Origin of the sequence: Caldivirga maquilingensis IC-167 (assembly GCF_000018305.1) — an archaeon.
GTDB classification, from domain to species: Archaea; Thermoproteota; Thermoprotei; order Thermoproteales; family Thermocladiaceae; genus Caldivirga; species Caldivirga maquilingensis.
The window spans coordinates 39,496-59,375 of record NC_009954.1 but is presented as its reverse complement, the minus strand read 5'-3'; the positions used below and the strand labels follow the sequence as shown (position 1 = coordinate 59,375).

Here is a 19,880-nt window from a genome sequence, read left to right as displayed (position 1 = left end):
AGTTAAATGTATCCCATACTTCTTGGAATAAACGGTATTGGTTACGGTAGTTTCACGGAATGTGAACTTAATGCATTACCGAGACTCATGAATATTGTTGATAGGGGTGTGGTTGAGAATAAGAGGCCTCAATACCCTGATAAATCATGGTGGAGTATACTGAACATGGAGCCCACTAATAATACTCAAAGCGACCCCTCTGCGGCGCCTTTAGTTAAGTTAACCAGGTCAACATTAATTAACATACCGGTGGCTAACCCAACATACGGCATATACAGTATTAATCTCGACCAAGGTACATCATACAGGGAGGAGGTTAATAAAGTCGTAGATGCTATAATTAATGCAGCAGTAAAGACACCTGTTATAGCAGCCATAACGGCTCCAGATAGGTTCCTACATAGTAATCAATTAATTAAATGCGATGTTTACTCAGCTATTGATGAGGCCATTGGTTCCTTAATCAATAGCGGAGTCTCCTCATTCATTCTCTTCTCACCTTACGGTGAGCCCACGGGGCCAAATGAGGGTGAACATGAGGAATACGGCATATACATAGCTACAATAAGTAGGCCAAGGCACTACGATACAGTTAAGCTATATGAAATCGGTATGTTATTTAGGGATCTTGTTGATTCAGCATTAGGCATGTAGGTTCAAGGCCTAGACCACGCAACACCTTATGGTATTATCACAAAGTAACGTTACCATAATATACCCAGTGTAGAGTCATTAAAGGATAGTGAATACTATTATAGTCGCCTAGTTCACTACAGGGATCTTGGAGCTACATAGTATGTTAATGAACCTGACGCGAACTCGTAGGTTAACTTAATGGGTTTATTAGTGGCGAATTCTATGGTAACGTATTCACATATTGGGGCCATTTGCCTATTCATGTTCATTATGTAATCAAGGGAATAGGACGCCTCCTGCTTCTCACTCACTGAGAATTCCTGGAAGGATTCATCAGTGCTTTGATACTGAACCTCATAATACCTACCCCCCTCACCGGAGGCCTTTATGGTGAATGACTCTGGGTCAACGGTGAATGTGACTGCGTCACTTATGTCCTCAGCCATTGTTAAGGCATCCTTGAATGCATCCATGCTCATCCGTATCCTAACAGGGTAATCAATCTTCGGCTCCGGTATCTCCTCCTGAGTAACATCAACAATCGGTAAGTAGAATTTCCTATACATACCGCTTTCCCGCCCCTTAGAACCATAGTATATTATCATTAGGAACCTGTTCCTCCCCTTATCAACACCTATGTCAACTTTATCCTTAGCCCTAATTCTCTTAGCCAGCTTCTTAATGGTATCAAATAGAACACCAACCTTAACAGTGTCAGTTATGTTAACTTCCTCAAGGGCTGTTGAAGGTATGTTAAGGAGCACTAGGGAAACCTTAGATGAATCAATAGCCTTGAGGCTAATACCATCAGGACTCATGACGAATAAAGCCTCATTTAGAACTTGAGCCAGACTTAGGAAAACATACCTAACATCCCTACCCTTAGGAAACGTAAATGTGTAAACAACCCCACTTTCCCCACTCTCCTGAACTATTGAACCACCCCCAGTCTCACCCTCTGCCTCCTCAGTCTCAGCTTCCTCTTCCCTCCTCTCCTCCTCGTTCTCCTCAGGCATTGTAATATAATTCTCAATAACCCTTTTTAAGGTTACGGGCCCATTAAAGAATAATACTGGTAATTCAAGAGGGATCCTATAGTTAAGAGTTCAGATATTATTTCAGTGGGTAATTCATTATCATGCATACGCTTATTGATTAAGGCCGGTAGTGAAAATGATGGAGGCGCTTATTGGTAAGAGGTTAAGTATAAATATTGTAATAGTCTTTTTAAGGAGTAGTGTATTATAGGAGGCGTGGATCAAGTTAAGCTTAATGGTGGTGAGTATGTTAGAGTAGAAGGACCCGCAATGATTGAGGTTTTAAGAGGCAAACTCTACATCCTTGGGGCACAGTATGATGAGGGTTCAAGAATAACAATATTACGGGCTAGGAGGGTTGTTGCTAAGGCTATTAATGATACTGAGTTATCAGTGGTCCTTGGGCCGGGAGGCTTCGTGGATAAGCCTAAGGCTGGTGAGGAGATGATTGATGAATGGGATAGTAAATTATCAATGGGATTAAAGGGTTCAGTAATAATGGTGATGGGGGCTATGGATTCCGGTAAAACAACCATAACGACAATACTTGTTAATAAGGCATCATCAATGGGATTAAAGGTGGGTGTGGTTGATGCTGACCCAGGTCAAAATGACCTAGGACCCCCCACCACTGTGTCCTGCTCAATACTCAAGGGTGGTAAGATAACTCACTTAAGCTACATGAGTCCGGTGAAGCAGGTGTTCCTAGGCTCAACTAATCTTGAGGGTAATTGGTATAGGGCGGTTTACGGGGTAGCTAAGCTAGTGGATTACTTAAAGAATATTGAATCAGTGGACTTCATTGTAATTAACACTGATGGATGGGTTGAGGGTGAGGGGGCTGTTGAGTACAAGAGGGCTTTGGTTAATGCCATTAAGCCTAACTACGTCATAATCATGAGGAAGAGTGATGAGGTTAATGGTTTAATTAATGGATTAGGTATAGGCAATATGCTTATTCTCAATGCGCCACCATCAATGAGAATTAGGGATAGGAATGATAGGAAGATACACAGGGATATGGGGTATGGTAGGTACTTGTCACCATCAAGGGAATTAACCCTTAACCTAACTCAAGTACCAGTGGTTAACATGCCTTTAACCGGTAGGGGATTAAACGGTAACCTAGCTAGATTAATATCAAGTTACCTCAAGGTTAAGCCAATTTACATGGATTCCTTAAAGAACATGGTAATGGTGGTGTCAAGTATGGTTAAGGAACCAATGCTTAGAAGCATACCAGGTGGTGTTGCAGTACTGCTTCAACCCAATTGGGAAAATGGATTATTAGTAGGCTTGGAGGATAAGGATGGATTCTTAATAACGTTGGCCGTATTAAGGAGAATTTACTATAATAATGGAAGAATAGTCGTCACAGTGCCTAAGAGGTTAAGTAACTTTGAGCTTAATAACATAAGGGGAATTAGGGTTGGTTCCATAAGAGTTAATGAACAGTTCGAGGAGATTGATAAATTCAGTGTAATATATAAGATTGAGAGAATTATTAGCGAGAACGGTGCAAACCCCTTAACTTAACCCGAATAGAAGCGAATGATCCTCCCTCAACCTTTAAGAGACAGGTCCTGTATAGAGGTCTTGTGCATTCATCCTGTTAGGAATACTATAGGGGATATGCCAATGCTAGTGGTTGCAGGGGTTTTGCCTTAACTAGAGGGTAATGTGTGGTTGAAGTAATGGGAAGATAAGTTAATACGCTGGGGCTAGATTAGGCTGTGTGGGTGTTACTGAGCTTGGTAAGCTTATTCCAGATAACTTGAGGAGGAGGGTGAGTCTTGAGCAGCTTAACGGTAAGTTAATAGCGTTAGATGCGTATAATGCTCTTTATCAATTCCTAGCATCAATAAGGCAACCCGATGGTACACCGCTCATGGATTCCCAAGGCAGGGTCACCAGTCACTTAAGTGGATTACTCTACAGGACAATTAACCTGCTTGAGTATGGTATTAAACCAGTCTATGTGTTTGATGGTAAGCCCCCTGAATTGAAGCTTATTGAGATTGAGAAGAGGAGGAGGGTTAGGGAGAAGGCTGTGGAGGATTGGATTAAGGCTGTTGAGGAGGGTAAGAAGAGTGAGGCTAGGAAGTATGCGCAGAGGGCATTATTCATAACGAGTGATATGGTTGATGAGGCTAAAAGACTCCTAGACTCCATGGGTGTACCCTGGGTTCAGGCTCCAAGCGAGGGGGAGGCTCAAGCGGCGTATATGGCTAGTAAGGGTATCGTGTGGGCTGCCGGCAGCCAGGATTACGACTCATTCTTATTCGGTGCCCCTAGGCTTGTTAGGAACTTAACTATTTCAGGTAGAAGAAAGTTACCGGGTAGGGATGAGTACGTTGAGGTTACACCGGAGTTAATAGAGTTGAATGATGTTCTTAAGGCGCTTAGGTTAAGGGATAGGGGTCAATTAATAGACTTAGCCATACTACTGGGTACTGATTATAATCCTGAAGGAATACCTGGTATTGGTCCACAGAGGGCTCTTAGGTTGATTCAGGAATATGGTAGCCTAGATAAACTCATGAATACCGTGCTTAAGAACGCTCAATTCCCCGTGGACCCCTTTAAAATAAGGGAATTCTTCCTCAACCCACCAGTGACCCAGGAGGTTAATGTTAAGTTTAAGGAACCTAATGAGGATGAGGTAGTTAGGCTACTTGTGGAGGAGCATGACTTCAGCCAAGACAGGGTTAAGAATGCATTAGAAAGATTAAGAAAAAGCATGGGTAAGGCTAAGGGATCCACGACCCTCGACTCATTCTTCGGTTGATTAAAATGACCAAGCAGAGAAGGGTAGATTGCGTATACTTGCTTAAACTAGTGAAACTACTTGAGGACCCATTCTCGGGCTACTACAGTGATGGGTACTTAAATAGTGAGGGTATGACTATACTAAGCCTAATCGCCCAATTAACTATACGTGAAGCCCCCTGGTCAGCATCACTGTTTAGGAAGGCTAGGGAGAGGAAAGATTACCAATCAGTTGTGAAGATACTGGAGGGTATTAGGGAATTATGCCCAGGTAGTGAATATTAATTAACGCCTTAATGCCTTAACGTTACTCAAGTAGACCCTAAATAAGTCACCATTACTCCGCATAGCCAATAGTGAAATCACAACCACTAGCACTAGGGTAATGTTCCTAATTATCCTAAGCATAACGCTAGTTCAATTAACCGTTAAATATGTTTTTCGCAGTGGCTAACGCAGTGAAGCCTAACTTACTGGACATGTGCAGGGGGATTCAGAGTAAAGCGGATTTAACACCCATTATTGAGCAGTTTATTGAATCATTACTAGCCACTATAGATAATCCTCAATTATCATACTTAATAACACCCCACTGGGGGGCTAGGGCTTTAAGTAAGGTCATTATTAATGATAAGGAGAACATTGATGCGAGGTCACTATCACCATTATTTGCTGGAAGCGGTGAAGTTTCAAACCCACTTATCCTTAACCTAAATGAGTCGGTCATTAGTAGAAGAATGGATTATAGGAGGGCTTTACGTGAAGGATACGATTCAATAATCTACACCGGCGGCGGTAATAATGTTAATGCACCATTACTACTGGGGGATTTAACAATTAAAAGTAGGGGTGAACCCACTGAAATACCTGTAATACATGTACCGAAGGCCACTGAGGGCATTAAGGTTAAGTACAGTATTGAGTCATCCATAAGAAGTGAACTTTACTATGACTTAGTAATAATGAGGGAGGGGGATTCACGACACGTGGTAATCTTTGGTGTTAACGTTAGCCCCATCTTCATTGGTGTTGAGTCATGTAAAGTACTAGATGCCTTAATCAACCTAGTGAACATGATAACGTCCTTAAGTTTTAAACTTAACTATGTTATCCATATTGCGATTAATGATGAGTGGGGTAACCCAAGGTTCTCACCACTCTACTGGGGCTTCAGTACCGTATCCTTCATGGAAGGTATCCTGCGAAGTATAATTAGTGACTTGGTTCCATTAACCTACGTCTACCTGGATTCATTAGGTGATAGAAATATTGTTAAGGCTCCTGTGGAGGTTAAGGAGGCATTAGGCATTAATGATGTGGGTGAATTAGGATTCATGGAGTCCCCAGGCATATTAACGGAGAATTACGGTTACTGGCCAATTGTGATTAAGAATAATGATTCAGGCAGTGAGTTAACTGGCTTTAATGTGAATGATGTATTAAGGTTAATATTAAGTAAACTGGAGGCAGACTCATCAAGCATCATGAGTAAGGTTACTAAGGCATTCATTAATGAGGTGAGGGGGGTAATGAGCCTTAATGGTGTTGATGATTTAATTGAAAGGATTAATGAAGATAATGTGACTAATGTGAAAAGGATCATGATTAAATTCGTGTATGATAAAGTGAGGGAGAGGATAAGTAGGGTTAATTTACTTAACCCCACGGGTTTTGAATCAATGCTTGATGTAGCGACTGGGGAAGCCTACATTAACACTAGTGAGAATGCCCTTGAGGCTGAGTTGAGGAATCTCAAGATGAGTACATTAATTAGATTAAAGGAAGTATTAATTAAGTGATTTGGATGTTGAAATCAAGCTTTATAAGCAGTGGTTAGAATGCGTTAACATGTCAACTAATATTAAGGAACTAATCCCAAGCATAGTTAATAAGGTTAGTTCATCAATAGTTGCCATTGTGACTGCTGGAGCGGTGGTGGATGAGTGGCTTAATGTAGTACCAGTTAGGGGTTTTGGGACAGGTTTTGCAGTGGATAAGCATTACGTAGCCACGGCATCTCACGTGGTTTCTCAACTCGGTGAAGTCACCGTGGTTACAAGTGATGGTGACTTATTTGAATCAGAGTTAGTTGGTGTGGATCCCGAGGTTGATACAGCAGTCCTTAGGGTTGAGGGTGAGCTTAACCCAATTAAACTGGGTGACTCTGATAAGTTAATGGTTGGTGAACCAGTAATTGCAATAGGTTATCCACTGGGTTTAATGAATCAACCCACCGCAACATTCGGCATAGTATCAGCCTTAGGTAGGACAATAAGGGCTGGTGAAGTAATGCTTGAGGGTTTAATTCAAACTGATGCGGCAATAAACCCAGGTAACTCAGGTGGACCATTAGTAAACCTGGATGGGGAGGTAGTGGGCATAAACACAGCTATAATAGCTGGAGCCCAGAACATAGGCTTCGCTGTACCGATTAACTTAGCTAAATTATCAATAAGTGAATTAATAAGTAGGGGTGTTGTTGAGAAGCCTAAGATAGGGATTTACGGTATTGATATTAATAAGATACTTGCAAGGCAGTATAAGTTACCGGTGGATAGAGGAGTATTAGTGGTTTCTATTCAACCCTATTCACCTGCAGATGAGGCTGGTTTAAGGAGGGGTGATGTCATAACAAGTATAGATGATATTGAGTTATCATCAATAGTTAGGCTTAAGACATACCTATACAATAGGTATATTGAAGGTAAGAGGGAGTTTAAGCTAAGGGTTGTTAGAGGTAGGAAATCAATGACGATTAATGTTTCACTTTAAATACGCTACACGGCACTTAAGCTGGAAAAGTTTAATAAAGAAGAAGTTGAATAATTAGAGCATGCCTAATCAGGAGACTACTAAGGATTACCTAGAGGCCGTGGTTGAGGGTGTGTACGTTACTTCAACTGGCGCTGAGGCTGTTATGCTTCTAAGCACCGAGGAGTGGGGTGATTTCGTATTACCGATTTGGATAGGTATGGCTGAGGCATTAAGCATACAGAAGGCAATGGGTCAAACAGACTTCCCAAGGCCATTAACACACGACCTCCTAGTGGATATTCTGGAGAGGCTTAATGCAACAATTGAGAAGGTTACGATAGATGCCTTAGTTGATCACACGTACACTGCCACAATATACCTTAAGGATAATAGGACTGGTTCACAACACTACATTGATGCCAGACCAAGTGACGCAGTTGCAGTGGCTTTAAGGGTTAATGCACCGATTTTCGTGGCAAACCACCTTAAGCAATACACCGTATCAATAAATGAATTACTAGGTAAGTCTAATCAAGAGGAGGGGGAGGAGGGTAAGTCCATTTAAAATCACTTCAGTATTAAATAATGATTCCATTACCTGAATTCTAACCCGTGTTCATGATGACCATGTTCATGTGTAGGTGCATTAGCGACATTAACTTTACCGCTAATAACCATCTTAACGGCATCATCAGCACTCACACCCTCAGGAACTATGTAGACCTTTAAATTGAGGGATTTAGCAAGATTAAACCCAGGCCTACCTATTTCACTCACAATCAGTGAATCAGCACCCAATTCCTTCACCCTCCTTAGTGCATATAATCCCCTATGCATCTCAGCCTGCAACGCTGGGTTAGGTTCCTTACCTATTAACCCCACTGCATCACCGTTTACTTCATAAATGAGTATGTACTCACCCTCCCCTGGGCCTGTTACCCGGTTCTCAGAGTCAACTATTACCGTTAGCTTCATAGTATTCGATATCAGTATCGATTTTTAAATATTTCTTCACTGTGCATCAGTATCATGGTAAAACGTAAACTCATTAACCACGAAGGTTTACGAAAAACTTAAATGTACCTGCAACTTAATGAATATTACGGAATGCTAGCTTACATTGATTACCCTGGGGATAGAAAAATAATAACTAGCCTGGCTGAGCTAATTAATGAATATAAATCATTCCCTGGGGCATTAATATCAACAATAGTAATGATTGGTGGGGTTGAGATTAATGAGGATTATTTTAAAGCATGGGTATCAATAACTGGTAGCAGGAGGATTATTGAGGACACGTATGGGGAAATCTGGTCATATATTAAAGGTGTTTCAGGAAACAATGATATAGTATCGTTAATTATGAGGGCGTATGAAGAGGCAGGTGATTTAGCTGACGTAATTGCATTATCCAATGCCCTAAAACTCTTCCTGGGATTCAATATATATGATTTAGGTTTAGCAGTAATCTATGAGAATCCATTATCGGTATTAAATGGGAGAAGGGTTGAGTTAAGAAGAGGTAAGACATTATTAATGAAAAAACACCTAATGGGGGATCTTAAACTTAATACAGCATTAATACTTCAAGGTGAATTAAACGATAAGGTAGTGGATTGGAGTAATCCAGGGGTACTGCCAGCCAGCAATGAAATAGGTGATGAATCAGTAAGCGACCCAGCCTATACGTTACTATCCCTTAATATAGGATTAACGTCAAAACCAAGTTCAAGCGAATTAACACTACTAAATTCCCAATTACCAGCAGGTGCATGCACAGGGCAGGTAACAATACTACCATTAACATTATCTAATAGCATGGTTATGAAACTAATTGAAGAATTAAAAAAGCAAGGCTTCACAACTACTGCTACCGGAATAAGTATAATAGATGCGGTAAAATGTATAAAGCATGATTTATGAACCAATACAGATTTGATGAGATAAAAATATTTTTTAACTATGGGAAGTGGTTTGAGATGGCCTCTTATCTTCTTATCTTCTTCTTAATGTTATTATTGCTGCTACTGCTGCTATTACGATTACAATAATAATTATTCCTGCTATTAATGCTGTTGATACTACTGGTTTGGTTACTGTTACTGTGCTTACTGCCGTAGTGGTTGCTGTACTTGTAACCGTGCTTACAGCAGTGGTTGTAACAGTACTTGTAACAGTGCTAACGGCAGTAGTGGTTACTGTTGAAGTAGTCGTAGTAGTGCTTGTAGCCGTAGTAGTAACCGGTGTAGTAGTGGTTGTGGTTGTTGATGTAGTAGTTGTTGATGTAGTCGTGGTTGTTGAGGTTGAAGTAGTCACCGGAGTATACGGTATATGGAAGTACGATGCCACACAAGCCTGCAACGAAGGATCAGGACTAGGTAAGGCAAGTAGATTTGCTATTTGTGGGTATTTTACCCAAAGGCTACCGTTAGCAATTACCTGGGCTAATGGTGGTACTACGCCTCTTGGTGCAACAGCACCAAACATTAGCATTATTAATGAGCCGTAGGTGTACCAGTTTGCAGATACAAGGAACCACGTTGTCTCATTAGGTAGACAGAGGTATAGCCAATTCGGATCAGCTATTGGTGTTAAGTACGTGAATGGGTCTATCTTGGCTGCTAACGGCACTATTGGAGTGAAGTAACTATACCATGCGAATATTGTGTCTAGTGCTAGATTGTAGTCCGCTGTTCCTGGAGTTGCATCATTGAAGAATGTTTGCCAGTTGCTTAGGTTTATGTAGCCGTATGTTGAGTTGATGCACCATACTATTGTGCCATTGGGTAGTTTCAATGATGCTGGTGCAGTGACTGGTGTGCATGTCCCATTAGGCCACTGGAATGGCCAAACCTCACTACCAGGAGTATAAGCAGATATTGCACTACCGAAGGCCCACCATGGATTACTCAACGCCTCCCACGCACTATAGTAGGCTGGAGTGAATGCGGTGGTCCATGTTAATGCAGCGACGTAATCACCATCAGGTATCATGGTACCCCAGTAGGCTCCAGCATCCATTGTGATTAACTTAGCGTTTATGCCGAATGCCTGCATCTCCTCAATAGCCTCAGAAGCCATGGTATCCCAATCAATCCAACCACTGGGTGCCAGTACGTATATTGAGAACATGGAGCCATTAGGCAAATACCAGTATCCGTTAATCTTCTTGAATCCTAGGCTCTGCAGCATTTGAGCCGCCTTAGCTGGATCATAGGAGCACGGTATAATGAACTGCCTAACACTTGGCGGATAAGAACTAATAGTTTCAGGGGCTATTGGCTGAGAGTAGTAGTTAGGGTAGTTAAGTCCCCAGGCAGCTACAACGGCTGTTCTATTAAATATGAGGCATAGGGCCTCCCTAATCAGCGTTATGTTGAATGGATACACATGTGGATTGAACGTGATTCCCCAGCCTGATAAGTCTGGGGCGAAGTATGCACTGAAGCCACTGCTATTAAGTAAGGCTACCTGCTTAATGCCTGCCGCGCCGCCAGCCCAAGTGGCCTTATGCGACACCAGTGATGCTATGTACTGGCTCCCAGTAAAGAATTCCTCGAAGGTTGGGTCATAGTAATTCCAGTCTGCAAGCGGAAATACGGTATACCACTGGTTGAGCAATGGGCTTGGCTCCAGGGTTAGTTCTATGCTTGATGAACTTATGTAGGTTAAGTAATATGGGAAAATACCCCAGTAAGGCACCACGTACCTAGTTACATTGGTTGAGAAGGCTAAGGCTTGGGAGGCATTCATAGTCTTCAACTCATTAACAATGGGTTTCCAAACAGGCCAAGGAGTCGCAATGCTTGAGGTAATGAAGTATATCCACTCGGTTGGGCTCCATATTTGGAATAGGAATTGAATAGTATAATTATCAAGTACCCTTATACTCTCATCAGCGTATTGTGGCTGCATGAATGGGGCATATGCCTCAAAGGCCTTATCCTCAATGTAGAAGTATGCGTAAACATCCCATGCAGTGAAGAGCATTGTAGCTGAACCATTAAACCAATACAGCCCCTTCCTAAGGTAAACAGTTAAAATACCACTACCATTAGGGAGAACTTGAATAGTCCAGTTACTGGCTAAGACCGGGTAAAATACATTATTGAATGGATTATATAACGCCAGTGGCGCATAGGATATTATACTGGTTACTGTATCTGTGGCTAATGTATTTGGGTAAAATGGATTATAGATTGGGCCGGTTAGTGTGGTTATTGTACCGTAATCAGCCCATATTATTTGAGGCTTCTGAGTTTGTTGGGGTAGTGCAATAATCGTAATGATGGCTAATACCATTACTGATATTAGTATTGTTGATTTACTTATATACCTCATGTGTCATCCCATATTATTTGATGCTCAATAATTTATTAAGCATTACTTGCAATTTGTTGCATTTAATTACATAATACTCATTATGTAGTAAATTATCTTCCTTATAGATTCCTTAATTTGCCTATCCACGGTTGACTTATCCTTATTGAGTGCTGCTGATACTTCACTTAGCGTTGACCTATTATTCAAGTCAAAGTACTTAAGTTCCCAAGCACTCCTTAGGGTTTTAAGTTCATTGTTAGTTAACGCTAATTTAACATAGTCAATTAGATTATTATTCCTAATTATTATCCGCATAATATCCCTTATATTTGTGATGGGTTGCGCTCTAAAATTCACTAATTTACCTATATTCTTTAGGGACTCCTTAAAGTCATTAACCTTGTTTAATGGTGCTAGTATTAACCAGTCCTGAACCCCATCATGGATTGTTGACTTAAAGTAAAGTATATTATTCAATATTAATCTTTCCCTAACAGTATTTCGGTATGGACCCATGAACCCCACTAGGTACATGTTACTGGTAATCTTCCTTACTAAGCCAACATCATAAATTAAGCCTCTCTTGCTGAGTTTAGTGAAGTACTCATGTATGCTAGACCCCTTATCAATCCATTTAACGTTAATTACCTCAATGTTGGCGTAATCAATTATTGGGTACCAGGCAGTGCTTATGAAGTGTGCATTAATCATCCTAGTCCATAGTGTCCAGTCACCCTTATGTCTAAATCTAAATGATACTAAGGCTAGTTCACTAACCTTACTTAAGCCTTCTGGAATCACTTAAAATCACCTAATAATTTTAAATGATAATTCATATCTTTTTAAGCTTAAATCCATTATACTTCACTTAATTCCCCATCACTGTTTTCATGCATTATGTGTGATACGCTTAAAAACAAGTATTACCCAGTGCCCTTGATGATTAGGAATATTGATGTAGAGGGATTACCTAAGGCTGGTCCATACTCCCATGCAGTGATTGCCAATGGGTTAGTCTTCGTATCAGGGCAGTTGGGTACTATTCCAGGTAAGGATTTGCCCTTTGAGGAGCAGTTTAGGAATGCTGTTAATAAAATTAGCAAAATACTGGCTGAGGCTGGTTCATCATTAGATAATGTTGTTAAGGTCACTGTTTACTTAGCTGATGCCAAGTACTTTGATGCAATGAATAAGTTATTCAGCGAGTACTTTAGGGGTAGGCCTGCTAGAACCACTGTTGTTACCGGTATGATTGATTCAAGGGCATTGGTTGAAGTTGATGTAATCGCTGTTGTTAAGGGTTAGTTGAAATTACTCAAATCCCTTATAGCCCTGTGTTAAAACCCCCTTGATGCCTGGCTTAATGATAGTGTATTTTTCACCTATTAAGTCATCAATAAGATTCTCATCAATGTTAAGTTCCCTGGCGTAATCCATGAGTACTGGCTTTAATTCCCTAACCTCATCCTCGGTTAATTCCCTGTAATTAGCCATTGGCCTTGGTACATGACTAACCTGAAGAACCCTATTCAACCACTCATTAATGGTGTCCTCAGGGTAACCCTCCTCCCTTAAGGCTTCAACCAGTACTTTTACCTCATGTTTCGATGGTGCTAAGCCAACCTTACTGTAATCAACCTTACCCCTAATGAATATTCTACCACCAACCATACCACTCCCCACGTAATTACCCGTTAATTCAACGTCCTTACCAGCCCTATAGGCGTCAATGCCTAAAACCACTATGACTCCACCAGCCATGTACTCACCCAGGTAGTCATCAACCCTACCACCAATGATTAAGTACGGTCTCCTATTGGAGTACTCCCTCATCTGTACCCCAACCCTATTACCTGCATTACCCCTAACGAATATTTTACCGCCTTGGAAGGCTTGTCCAAGAACATCCCTTGCATCACCGTGGATAATAACCTTACCATCGTGCATTGTGTCAGCTACATCATCCTGGGCATTACCGTAGACCACGAATTCAACGCCATTATTTAAGTTGGCTAATGCATTGCCTGGTGTACCATATATCTCAACCCTAACATCCTTAAGCTTATACCTAGGTAGGTTAACGCCTATGAATCTTTGACCATTAACGTTAATCACCCTGACGAGTCTACTTCCATTCATAATCCTTCTAAGTATCTCTTCATTAATCTCCCTATACCCTAAACCCTCAGCGTTAATTACATCCCCGTTTACCTGCCTTGGGAACAACCTAGGTGGGAAGAATACATCCAACTGCTCCTTAGGCCTACCCCATGACACCACCCCCCTCTTAAGTGATACTATTAAGTAACCACCAGGCTCAAGAGTCCAGACTCTTGCATTTGGGGAGATTGCCCTAATTTCAGCCTCCTCACTGGCGGCGTAGTAGTATTGGCCATCGTAACCAATAACCACTGGCCTTAGCTTAAATCTATCTGCTAGGGCTATTAGGTAGATATCATTCATGTGGTGCATCATCATTATTATTGTGAAGGGTCCATCAAGCCTAGCCCACCTGTACTCGTTAAGTAGCCTTATTAACCATGGATCAGTAATCCCCCTGAGGGATGGGTTAACAAGAACCTTCACCGCAGTTTCAATGTCTAGTCCAATTACCTTAACCAAGTAATTGAATATGTAGGCTACAGCCTCACTATCAGTGCCAACAAGCCCCCTAACCCCTATTGTGACTCCCAGATGCACTGCGTTTACGCCGTAGGAGCTTAATTCACCGTTATGTACTATTGCGGTATCATTTAAGGCGAAGGGGTGTGACCAGTAGGGTAAGTGACCTGGTGAATTGGTTGGGAATCTCGTATGCGCCACCCATGCATCAGCCTCGTAATCATTAACACCGTATAGTTTAGCCACCTCATCAGGGTGTCCAATACCCTTGAAGACTGTTATATGCCTCCCCCAGTAGTAAACTCTACCTATTCCCCCCAGTTCCCATAACCTATTGTTGATTTCATGCATTAAATGATCAATATTACCATCCACGCCCTCTAACTCATACTCAGTATCAATCACCTTACCGACCTTACCCCTCACCTTAACGTTAACCACCTTGGCTCCATTACTGCTTAAGTGTTCAGTGATTAGGTTTTCAACGTCATTGTGGTGTTCATTAATGGTAAATAACCCAACCCTATACTTATCATGGCCATTAATCCTCATGGCTGCGTAACCAGCCCCAAGCCCAACCCCCCTATACTTGACTGCACTTATTGCCTCAACTACATCACTACCCCTTATGCCTGGTGCGTTGCCTGCCCTAATAATGCCTAGTATTCCGCATGATGATGGGTAATAGTTCACAATCACCATTCCCCAGCCACCTTAACCTTAAGTAGTTCCTTAACCCTTGGGTCAAGGGTTCTCAGCAACTCCCTATTACCAACGATTGTTGAGTAATAAGTGTATACGCCTGCTGCCCCAAGGAGTTGAGCCATTTCCCTCCTTAAACCATTAATAATGTTTATTAACTTATCCTCAAACCCATCCGCGGTAACAGCCTTACCTATTATTGAGCTCACCTCCACGGCGTCGGCGCCTAATGCAGCCAACTTAACCGCATCCCCTGAGCTCCTGAGGGATGTCATGTGAATTATTACATCCACACTATACCTAATCCCCCTCCTCCTAAGTTCAAGATCAGCGTTAACCACTGAAACCTCTGGGTCCACTTCACCGTTTAATGCATCATCTATTATGATGCCTGAGATTTGGTTTAAGTAGGGTTCAACGGCTTTAATCGGGTTTAGTAATGGGGGTAGTCTAATGTATATTGGTGAATCATACTCATATATAGTCTTCACGCCGTTTAAGTCCCTTAAATCAAGCACTAATGCCCCAATTCCATTAACCCACTTATTCCACATGACTCTTGATGAATGCTTACTTGATGGATTACTAAACCCGTACAGGTCTATGGCTAAGTCCATTAGATGCGCCACGAATTTAGCTTTCTCAATCTGCTCAGGACTCCAGGTAGTAAGTGGCCTAATTATTAATGGCGCCGATAACTGTAACCTCCCTCCCGCCAGGTAAACTGACATATCTATATCCTCCCTATAGGGGTCTATTGATGGTTTAGTAACCTGGGCTCCATCTAACCTAAGCCAATCAATAAGCCTCTTAGGTGGCTCAACCTCAGGGGGTCCTGTACTACCCATACTGCTTATGACTACATCACCCTTCTTAGCCAGTTGACTTGCGTAAATTGAGTAGTCTGGGGTCCATACTGAGCCACTGTTCCTTAACGGTAATTCACCAGTGCATTCCCCTTCAACATCAAGTATCTTAGTTAATTCACCGGTTATGCAATGCCCCTTAAGTAAGTCCCTCCTCCCAACAAGCTCTCTTACACTCCTTAAGCCTAAATTATCAAGAATTAGCCCCAACTCCACTTGGAATGCCTTAAGGTAATTCATTACCGCCCTCTTGGCTAAGTCATGATCAACCACCACTGAGCCATCAGCTAACCTACTGGTTATGCCGGCTGGGCAATTACCTGTGTGGCATGTCCTAGCCATAATGCATCCCATTGAGTTCAACACTGATGTACCTAAGGCAACAGCATCAGCGCCTAAAGCCATAATCTTAGCGGCATCATCAGCCGACGATACCCTACCCGAGGCTATTACCGTAACCTCATCCCTAAGCCCCTCCCTCCTAAGCATCTTATCCACTGAGGCTATGGCCAGTTCTATGGGTACACCCACGTTATCCTTAACAACCTGTGGTGCCGCTCCAGTTCCGGCGCCGTGTCCATCAATTATCACCCCATCGGCACCCATTCTAGCTATCCCAACGGCAATGTAGGGGGCGTAATTAGTGGCAGCTATCTTAACTAAGACTGGTTTACCTGTAGCCTCCTTAAGCGCATCAATCCTCTGCTTAAGATCCTCTATTGAATATATATCATGGTGAGGAGCTGGAGATAAGGCATCAACACCAATGGGTATTCTCCTAACCATTGAAATGACCCCAGTCACCTTACTACCAGGCAGGTGCCCACCTATACCGGGTTTAGCACCCTGCCCAATCTTAATCACTATACCTAACCCCCTCATTAATACATCTATGTCAACCCCAAACCTAGCTGAGGCCCATTGAACAAATATCCTCCTATGCTTAGCAACATCAGGGTGAAGACCCCCCTCCCCTGTTCCGGCTACTAGGTTGAGTTCATCAGCAACCTCGGCCACAACAACATTAGGGACCCCTGAGAGTGAGCCGAATGACATGTCACCAATATATATAGGTGCAGCAACCTCAATACCACTAATTGTGGTTGTTAAATCCGAGCTATGGGTCTCATCCCCATTTAGAATAATTTCATCCTTACCGAAGCTTAACCTATCAAGGATTCTATAAGCCCTAACCCCCCTTCTAAATATTCTAATAGGCTTCCCTGTCACTGCCATTTGCCTAATCTCCTCAACAACGCTACTGCTCCAGAAGTCTCTTGTATAATCTTTATTGAGTATCTTTAGGAAACTATTTATAATCCTTATATTATCAAGGCGTTCTACGTAGTGCACAGTGGGCTAGCTAATAGGGTATATTTAAGCATTACCCATAGGGTTAATTCTCCTTACATTTTGTATAGTGCAAGTATAAAACTTGACATAGTATATAGAATTAGATTAGTTAAATGAAATTAAGGCGCAGGGTGCTTGAATAATTAATAGTCTACTGAGTTAACGATGAGCGTTAAGTGCAGATTGAGTGAACTTCATGACTTATCATCCTCCATTTATTAAAAATGAATCTACCGTATATTCTTCGTCCACTTAAAATTAAGGGTAGCCAGAGTGAGTCATCCTCCCACATTGAGTTGAAGGGTATTTCATTAATGTTAAACCAAAGTGGCTCAGCTTCATCACTCTCCCTGGGTTCACCATTGTAATCACTGGCTGTGAATACGTGAACGAAGTGAATGGATTCAATCGCATTATTATCGTAGTTCCAGAACTCCAGGAGCCCCATCCATTTTAATCCCCTTGGTTTAACGCCGATCTCCTCTATGCATTCCCTGATTGCCGCATTGTTAACATCCTCATTATCCTCAACCTTACCGCCAACACCATTGAAGTAACCGGCACCTAATCCCCTCTTCTTCCTTATTAGCAGTACTTTACCGTTCTTAATTATGTATAGTAACGTTTCAAGGAGTATCATAAATCCTTAATAACCCCGTGATTATTAAGGATTTAGTGCATGTTGCTTTTAGGCTGGTTTAACATGTGTCTTTACTTCCGCTACATTAGGAAAGGTTTATATAGAAGCGGTTTTAAGGGCACGTATGAGTCAGCAGGCCTACATTGCTCAGATAGGTGGAGTCCCTGTACTAGTACTTAAGGAGGGGACGCAGAGGGCCTTTGGTAAGGAGGCGCTTAGGATAAACATAATGGTTGCTAAGGCGGTATCAGAGGTAATGAGGACTACACTGGGGCCTAAGGGCATGGATAAGATGCTTATTGATAGCCTCGGTGACATAACTATAACCAATGATGGCGCAACAATACTTAATGAAATGGATGTACAGCACCCAATAGGTAAGCTGCTTGTTGAGATAGCTAAGACGCAGGATGATGAGGTTGGTGACGGTACAACCACAGCAGTAGTATTAGCTGGGGCGCTGCTTGATGAGGCTGAGAAGTTGATTGAGAAGAACATTCACCCAACCGTAATAATATCAGGCTTTAAGAAGGGTCTTGACGCCGCAATCCAGTACTTAACCAAGATAGCTACCCCAGTGGATAGGGATAATATTGATGTTCTTAAGAAGGTTGCTGCAACCTCAATGCATGGTAAGATTAGTGAAACCGTTAAGGATCAATTCGCTGAATTAGCGGCCAGGGCAGTATCAATGATTAAGGAGCAGAGGGGTGATAAGTGGATTGCGGACTTGGATAATGTTCAATTAGTTAAGAAGCACGGCGGCAGTCTACTTGATACTCAACTCATTCAGGGTGTGGTTGTTGATAAGGAGGTTGTTCATGCCGCAATGCCTAAGAAGATCACTAACGCTAAGATAGCTCTACTTGATGCGCCACTTGAGGTTGAGAAGCCTGAGATTGATGCAGAGATTAGGATCCAGGACCCAACCCAAATTAAGGCGTTCCTAGATGAGGAGGAGAATATACTGAGGGGTTACGTTGATAAGCTTAAGTCAATAGGCGCCAATGTAGTCTTCACAACCAAGGGTATTGATGACATAGCCCAATACTACCTGGCTAAGGCCGGTATTATGGCTGTTAGGAGGGTTAAGAGGAGTGACATTGAGAAGCTTGTTAGGGCAACTGGAGGGAGACTGGTAACTAATATAGATGATTTAACTGAGAATGACCTAGGCTTCGCTGGTCTTGTTGAGGAGAGGAGGGTTGGGGATGAGAAGATGGTGTTCGTTGAACAGTGCAGGAACCCGAAGGCAGTGAGCATCCTCATTAGGGGTGGGTTTGAGAGACTGGTTGATGAAGCTGAGAGGAATCTAACAGATGCCTTAAGTGTAGTATCAGATGTAATAGAGAACCCATTCATAGTACCAGGCGGTGGTGCACCTGAGATTGAGGCAGCAAAGGCAGTTAGGCAGTTGGCGGCTAAGGTTAGTGGTAGGGAGCAGTACGCAATTGAGGCCTTCGCTAACGCATTAGAGGCAGTGCCTAAGACACTTGCGGAGAACGCCGGCCTTGATGCAGTAGATATACTCACTGAGCTTAGGCACATGCATGAGAGCAGGGAGGATGGGTGGAAGTACGGTATTGACGCCTTCAGCGGTAAGGTGGCTGACATGGTTGCAATGAACATTATTGAACCACTGGTTGTTAAGACCCAGGCCTATAAGGCTGCTGTGGAGGCTACATCAATGATCCTTAGGATTGATGAGATAATTGCCGCAAGTAAGATTGAAAGCGGCGGTGAGAAGGGTAAGAAGGAGGGGGAGGAGGGGGCTGGTTCATCAGGAAGCTTTGAGTAACTAAGATAATAAAATATCAATTAGTTAATAGTTTTAAACCAACGTAAATTTTATCACCTAGATTCGGCCTACTGCTTACATTACCCTCCAAGTGAAGTATGAAGCCGCCTATTGATATTCTCATAAAGTTCTCCCCGAGGTAATACACCATACCCCACATGTATACATCCCAATTCCCCTTATAATTCTCATCCTTACTACTGGAGAGGGATATTAAAACCGAGTCACCTTGCTTAAACTTATTAATAATGGCAGGTAACTCAACGGTAATTAATGAACCCTCACCCTCAAGCCTAAGCTTAACCACATTATTAGGCTCATACTCAATCCCCGTAACCTTATACGTACCTCTATACTCGTACATAGGTGGGTTTATACTA

At 42.2% G+C, this 19,880-nt stretch carries 19 protein-coding genes; 10 read left to right on the top strand and 9 right to left on the bottom strand.

The window, feature by feature from the left end; genetic code table 11:
• The first annotated feature begins 6 nt into the window (after positions 1 to 6).
• Positions 7 to 654: a hypothetical protein gene (locus CMAQ_RS00220; RefSeq protein WP_012185117.1), complete on the top strand. Its 648-nt coding sequence runs from the start codon at positions 7 to 9 to the stop codon at positions 652 to 654.
• 116 nt (positions 655 to 770) lie between these two features.
• Here the strand turns inward: CMAQ_RS00220 and CMAQ_RS00215 are convergent, their stop codons facing one another.
• On the bottom strand, positions 771 to 1,652 hold the full coding sequence (locus CMAQ_RS00215; protein WP_012185116.1) for a DNA polymerase sliding clamp: 882 nt from the start codon (positions 1,650 to 1,652) through the stop codon (positions 771 to 773).
• A 237-nt stretch (positions 1,653 to 1,889) separates the two neighbouring features.
• Here CMAQ_RS00215 and CMAQ_RS00210 point away from each other — a divergent pair, with 237 nt between their 5' ends.
• From CMAQ_RS00210 to CMAQ_RS00200, 3 genes are all read left to right on the top strand, one after another.
• Entirely contained in the window at positions 1,890 to 3,209 is a 1,320-nt protein-coding gene (locus tag CMAQ_RS00210; protein ID WP_012185115.1) for a Clp1/GlmU family protein, read from the top strand.
• A gap of 199 nt (positions 3,210 to 3,408) precedes the next feature.
• The gene (fen, locus tag CMAQ_RS00205; protein WP_012185114.1) at positions 3,409 to 4,461 is read left to right on the top strand and encodes a flap endonuclease-1; all 1,053 of its coding nucleotides are present in this window, start codon (positions 3,409 to 3,411) and stop codon (positions 4,459 to 4,461) included.
• A 5-nt stretch (positions 4,462 to 4,466) separates the two neighbouring features.
• Complete coding sequence (locus tag CMAQ_RS00200; protein ID WP_012185113.1) at positions 4,467 to 4,727, top strand: hypothetical protein; 261 nt, start codon at positions 4,467 to 4,469, stop codon at positions 4,725 to 4,727.
• Here the strand turns inward: CMAQ_RS00200 and CMAQ_RS10890 are convergent, their stop codons facing one another.
• Positions 4,728 to 4,850 (bottom strand): hypothetical protein, encoded by a 123-nt coding sequence (locus tag CMAQ_RS10890; protein ID WP_269479081.1) that lies wholly within the window; start codon positions 4,848 to 4,850, stop codon positions 4,728 to 4,730.
• 50 nt (positions 4,851 to 4,900) lie between these two features.
• Between CMAQ_RS10890 and CMAQ_RS00195 the strand changes: the two genes are divergently transcribed.
• The 3 genes from CMAQ_RS00195 (at position 4,901) to CMAQ_RS00185 (ending at position 7,761) form a co-directional block, all read left to right on the top strand.
• Entirely contained in the window at positions 4,901 to 6,241 is a 1,341-nt protein-coding gene (locus CMAQ_RS00195) for a hypothetical protein (protein WP_156769792.1), read from the top strand.
• 49 nt (positions 6,242 to 6,290) lie between these two features.
• Complete coding sequence (locus CMAQ_RS00190) at positions 6,291 to 7,214, top strand: S1C family serine protease (RefSeq protein WP_012185111.1); 924 nt, start codon at positions 6,291 to 6,293, stop codon at positions 7,212 to 7,214.
• 61 nt (positions 7,215 to 7,275) lie between these two features.
• Complete coding sequence (locus CMAQ_RS00185) at positions 7,276 to 7,761, top strand: bifunctional nuclease family protein (RefSeq protein WP_012185110.1); 486 nt, start codon at positions 7,276 to 7,278, stop codon at positions 7,759 to 7,761.
• 29 nt (positions 7,762 to 7,790) lie between these two features.
• Here CMAQ_RS00185 and CMAQ_RS00180 read toward each other — a convergent pair whose 3' ends face one another.
• Positions 7,791 to 8,171, bottom strand: a complete 381-nt coding sequence (locus CMAQ_RS00180) for a NifB/NifX family molybdenum-iron cluster-binding protein (protein ID WP_012185109.1) — start codon at positions 8,169 to 8,171, stop codon at positions 7,791 to 7,793.
• Positions 8,172 to 8,303: 132 nt separating this feature from the next.
• On the opposite strand from CMAQ_RS00180, the gene CMAQ_RS00175 reads away from it, so the two are divergent.
• Positions 8,304 to 9,119: a hypothetical protein gene (locus CMAQ_RS00175; RefSeq protein ID WP_156769791.1), complete on the top strand. Its 816-nt coding sequence runs from the start codon at positions 8,304 to 8,306 to the stop codon at positions 9,117 to 9,119.
• A 72-nt stretch (positions 9,120 to 9,191) separates the two neighbouring features.
• On the opposite strand, the gene CMAQ_RS00170 is transcribed toward CMAQ_RS00175, so the two are convergent.
• Entirely contained in the window at positions 9,192 to 11,537 is a 2,346-nt protein-coding gene (locus CMAQ_RS00170; RefSeq protein ID WP_012185107.1) for an ABC transporter substrate-binding protein, read from the bottom strand.
• A gap of 66 nt (positions 11,538 to 11,603) precedes the next feature.
• Positions 11,604 to 12,320, bottom strand: a complete 717-nt coding sequence (locus tag CMAQ_RS00165) for a helix-turn-helix domain-containing protein (protein ID WP_012185106.1) — start codon at positions 12,318 to 12,320, stop codon at positions 11,604 to 11,606.
• Positions 12,321 to 12,458: 138 nt separating this feature from the next.
• Here CMAQ_RS00165 and CMAQ_RS00160 point away from each other — a divergent pair, with 138 nt between their 5' ends.
• A complete protein-coding gene (locus tag CMAQ_RS00160) occupies positions 12,459 to 12,824 on the top strand; it encodes a RidA family protein (protein ID WP_048062556.1) in 366 nt (121 codons plus the stop codon).
• 6 nt (positions 12,825 to 12,830) lie between these two features.
• Here CMAQ_RS00160 and CMAQ_RS00155 read toward each other — a convergent pair whose 3' ends face one another.
• The 3 genes from CMAQ_RS00155 to CMAQ_RS00145 all read right to left on the bottom strand — a co-directional run bounded on the left by CMAQ_RS00155 (position 12,831) and on the right by CMAQ_RS00145 (position 17,702).
• Positions 12,831 to 14,843 carry a GltB/FmdC/FwdC-like GXGXG domain-containing protein gene (locus tag CMAQ_RS00155; protein WP_012185104.1) on the bottom strand — a complete coding sequence of 671 codons (2,013 nt, stop codon included), beginning with the start codon at positions 14,841 to 14,843 and terminating at the stop codon, positions 12,831 to 12,833.
• A complete protein-coding gene (locus tag CMAQ_RS00150; RefSeq protein WP_048062833.1) occupies positions 14,837 to 17,035 on the bottom strand; it encodes an FMN-binding glutamate synthase family protein in 2,199 nt (732 codons plus the stop codon). Before CMAQ_RS00150 ends, CMAQ_RS00155 begins: the two co-directional genes overlap by 7 nt.
• A 199-nt stretch (positions 17,036 to 17,234) precedes the next feature.
• Positions 17,235 to 17,702, bottom strand: coding sequence for an 8-oxo-dGTP diphosphatase (locus tag CMAQ_RS00145; protein WP_012185102.1), 468 nt, complete (start codon positions 17,700 to 17,702; stop codon positions 17,235 to 17,237).
• Positions 17,703 to 17,826: 124 nt separating this feature from the next.
• On the opposite strand from CMAQ_RS00145, the gene thsB reads away from it, so the two are divergent.
• The gene (thsB, locus tag CMAQ_RS00140; RefSeq protein ID WP_012185101.1) at positions 17,827 to 19,500 is read left to right on the top strand and encodes a thermosome subunit beta; all 1,674 of its coding nucleotides are present in this window, start codon (positions 17,827 to 17,829) and stop codon (positions 19,498 to 19,500) included.
• 16 nt (positions 19,501 to 19,516) lie between these two features.
• Here thsB and CMAQ_RS00135 read toward each other — a convergent pair whose 3' ends face one another.
• Positions 19,517 to 19,864: a hypothetical protein gene (locus tag CMAQ_RS00135; protein ID WP_012185100.1), complete on the bottom strand. Its 348-nt coding sequence runs from the start codon at positions 19,862 to 19,864 to the stop codon at positions 19,517 to 19,519.
• Between the last annotated feature and the right edge of the window lie 16 nt (positions 19,865 to 19,880).

Coding starts and splice junctions, on each gene's coding strand:
- CMAQ_RS00160 (WP_048062556.1), top strand. CDS start 12,459: ATGATTAGGAATATTGATGTAGAGGGATTACCTAAGGCTGGTCCATAC.
- CMAQ_RS00200 (WP_012185113.1), top strand. CDS start 4,467: ATGACCAAGCAGAGAAGGGTAGATTGCGTATACTTGCTTAAACTAGTG.
- CMAQ_RS10890 (WP_269479081.1), bottom strand. CDS start 4,850: ATGCTTAGGATAATTAGGAACATTACCCTAGTGCTAGTGGTTGTGATT.
- thsB (WP_012185101.1), top strand. CDS start 17,827: ATGAGTCAGCAGGCCTACATTGCTCAGATAGGTGGAGTCCCTGTACTA.
- CMAQ_RS00185 (WP_012185110.1), top strand. CDS start 7,276: ATGCCTAATCAGGAGACTACTAAGGATTACCTAGAGGCCGTGGTTGAG.
- CMAQ_RS00180 (WP_012185109.1), bottom strand. CDS start 8,171: ATGAAGCTAACGGTAATAGTTGACTCTGAGAACCGGGTAACAGGCCCA.
- CMAQ_RS00145 (WP_012185102.1), bottom strand. CDS start 17,702: ATGATACTCCTTGAAACGTTACTATACATAATTAAGAACGGTAAAGTA.
- CMAQ_RS00190 (WP_012185111.1), top strand. CDS start 6,291: ATGTCAACTAATATTAAGGAACTAATCCCAAGCATAGTTAATAAGGTT.
- CMAQ_RS00175 (WP_156769791.1), top strand. CDS start 8,304: ATGCTAGCTTACATTGATTACCCTGGGGATAGAAAAATAATAACTAGC.
- CMAQ_RS00135 (WP_012185100.1), bottom strand. CDS start 19,864: ATGTACGAGTATAGAGGTACGTATAAGGTTACGGGGATTGAGTATGAG.
- CMAQ_RS00215 (WP_012185116.1), bottom strand. CDS start 1,652: ATGCCTGAGGAGAACGAGGAGGAGAGGAGGGAAGAGGAAGCTGAGACT.
- CMAQ_RS00155 (WP_012185104.1), bottom strand. CDS start 14,843: ATGGTGATTGTGAACTATTACCCATCATCATGCGGAATACTAGGCATT.
- CMAQ_RS00220 (WP_012185117.1), top strand. CDS start 7: ATGTATCCCATACTTCTTGGAATAAACGGTATTGGTTACGGTAGTTTC.
- CMAQ_RS00170 (WP_012185107.1), bottom strand. CDS start 11,537: ATGAGGTATATAAGTAAATCAACAATACTAATATCAGTAATGGTATTA.